At 51.3% G+C, this 1,022-nt stretch carries 1 pseudogene; it reads right to left on the reverse strand.

The window, feature by feature from the left end:
* A pseudogene (locus ACKJXD_RS11895) lies at nucleotides 1–1,022 on the reverse strand (hypothetical protein); the annotation flags it as partial.

A 1,022-nucleotide genomic window follows, 5' to 3' on the forward strand; every position in this document is an offset into this window, starting at 1 on the left:
CGCTAAATAGAGGGAGCCACCGGCCTCTATTGTGGCACTGTGGTTACTGACCTGCTGACTGCGACCGGTCACCCCTTGTGTGCTGGCCTGCCCGCCAATAAACATCTCACCCTGACTTAATAATAATGCATGGTCTTTATTCAGCAGCTCCCGGGCACCGATAAGTAACCGGTCACGGGCACCAATCACCGGCGCCACCGAGCTGGCAGCGGACTTCAGGTTAGTCAGCTTGCCGGTATTAATCACCACCGCATCCCCATAAATACGACCGCTGTCGAGATTATTGAGCGTATCGGTCTGAATATCAGTCAGCCCGCCATCAATCACACCATAATTGGTGAGTGCCGTGCCCGAAATCCGGGTATTGCCCCCGGCAATATCGCCATCCTGTTGATTATTAAGTTCACGGGCGGTCAGGGTTAATTGCCCCCCGGATTTAATTTGTGACTGATTGTCAATGCGGCCACTGGCAGTAAGGGTTAGCTGACCATTGGCCAGAATGGTTTGTTGATTAATCCAGTCAGATACCACCGTCAGGAACATATCCTGACCGCTTTCTATACGACCGTTGCGATTACCGGCTAATGTGTGGCTGCCTATTTTTAACGTCGAAAGCGACGATATTGTCCCGTCCTGATTATTCAGCGTATTCAGATACGCCTGAGTAGACCCGGCTATCGTTAACTGCCCCTGACTTAATACCTTCCCTTGCTGATTATCAAGATGTTGCGTGGTGAGATTAAGCACGGTTTTACCAAATAAGGTTCCTTCCCGGTTATCTACCGTTGACCCGTGGAGAGTCAGCGCATCGGCACTGAGTGTGGCGTGTTTTGCCGACACGCCGTCAATGCCATGAATCGTTGCCTGACCGTCAACATACACACCGGCATTATCAAGATTGACAGCACCCGCACGGGCATTTAATGTTAAGGTATCACTGCTTAGCTTAAGCCCCTGTCCGTCAATGGCTTTCGCGCTGATGATCGCGTTTTTTGTCGCCTGCACCGCACCGTGTAAATGCA

The organism is Gilliamella sp. G0441, from assembly GCF_050589305.1.
Lineage (GTDB): Bacteria > Pseudomonadota > Gammaproteobacteria > Enterobacterales > Orbaceae > Gilliamella.